We start from the raw sequence: 1,452 nt of genomic DNA, 5'->3' as shown, positions 1-1,452 counted from the left end.
TCGCTCGTAGGGTTGAGACAAATCGCACGTAGGGTTGAGACAAATCGCACGTAGGGTTTAAAGAGGTAAAATAAGTCTTATTTTTGGATTTTTAAGTTAACATAAGGATTATATGGCTTAAATTAATATTTTTATTTTTAAGGGTATTATTTTAGTGTTTTTAGCGTTTTTTACTTTTTAATATTTAATGTGTTTTTAATTAATCTAATAAGAAGAAATATGAAATTTACAAGGAGTTAAAGTTAACCCAATTTTGTTTTCTTTCACATGTTCATGGGCTTTTTTATAAAATAATAAAACTTCTTTTAATCTTAATCGAAAACGTTTTTTAAAATCTTGAAAACCTTGATTAGTATTTGGGTAACCGACTCCAAATTGAAATTTTATTAAATTATGGAATAATAATAGTTTAATTTCCTTTGTTTAAAGAGGTAAAATAAGTCTTATTTTTGGATTTTTAAGTTAACATAAGGATTATATGGCTTAAATTAATATTTTTATTTTTAAGGGTATTATTTTAGTGTTTTTAGCGTTTTTTACTTTTTAATATTTAATGTGTTTTTAATTAATCTAATAAGAAGAAATATGAAATTTACAAGGAGTTAAAGTTAACCCAATTTTGTTTTCTTTCACATGTTCATGGGCTTTTTTATAAAATAATAAAACTTCTTTTAATCTTAATCGAAAACGTTTTTTAAAATCTTGAAAACCTTGATTAGTATTTGGGTAACCGACTCCAAATTGAAATTTTAGATTAACCCATGGTATAAAAACAGAAGATCGTTTAGATTTTTGTAAAACAAATATACGATAAACTAACCATGTATATATATCCATTGCTAACGGGGATTTACTTAAAGCATGAAATACACGCATATCTATTGGAACAGGGGCGGCTATAATTTCTCTAAAAAATCCATCTGAAAGTTCTAATGAACTTTCCCATTTTTTTTGTCTTTTATTTGTTTTTGTATTCCAAAATATATGTGAAGATTCAGAAATTAATAATCGAGATGATAAGTCATTTTTTTTTTCATCACTATATTCAATAGAAATAACTGATTTAAATAAGCGTAAAGCTTGTTCACGAAAACGAGCAATATCTCTTCCATTATTATGTAAATTAATTTGTTTTAAAAAATCATTTTGTGATTTTCCAAGAAAAAGTATACGCTGTTTAGTTTTTATAGCTTCACTGCAAATCCATGCTAAAATTAAACGAGGTATAGAACCATATGGAATTCCATGACGCGGACTTGTTGGGATAATTGACAAGATTAATTGCCCTGTATTTCGACTATAAAGTGTACCAATTGGAAGTTTTGGATCAGTATGAGGTAATGTAGCTTGAGCTAATGTTCTTGCTATATACCCCAAAGCATTAGCCTTTTTAGTTTCTTTTTTTTCGATTTTTAATGCATTTTTAATTAATTTATTGTAACGGAAAAACAT

The 1,452-nt window shown here is 26.2% G+C and carries 1 protein-coding gene; it reads right to left on the bottom strand.

Annotated features, from left to right (window positions below):
• Positions 1–570 precede the first annotated feature (570 nt).
• The gene (locus tag JIC14_RS02030; protein ID WP_199397407.1) at positions 571–1,452 is read right to left on the bottom strand and encodes a replication protein RepA; all 882 of its coding nucleotides are present in this window, start codon (positions 1,450–1,452) and stop codon (positions 571–573) included.

This window comes from Candidatus Profftella armatura (Diaphorina cf. continua), from assembly GCF_016593155.1.
GTDB classification, from domain to species: Bacteria; Pseudomonadota; Gammaproteobacteria; order Burkholderiales; family Burkholderiaceae; genus Profftella; species Profftella armatura_A.
Note: the sequence above shows the minus strand (reverse complement) of the source record. Positions and strands in the feature narration are given on the sequence as shown.

Excerpts from the sequence above, each read along its gene's own strand:
- JIC14_RS02030 (WP_199397407.1), bottom strand. The coding sequence starts at position 1,452 with ATGTTTTTCCGTTACAATAAATTAATTAAAAATGCATTAAAAATCGAA.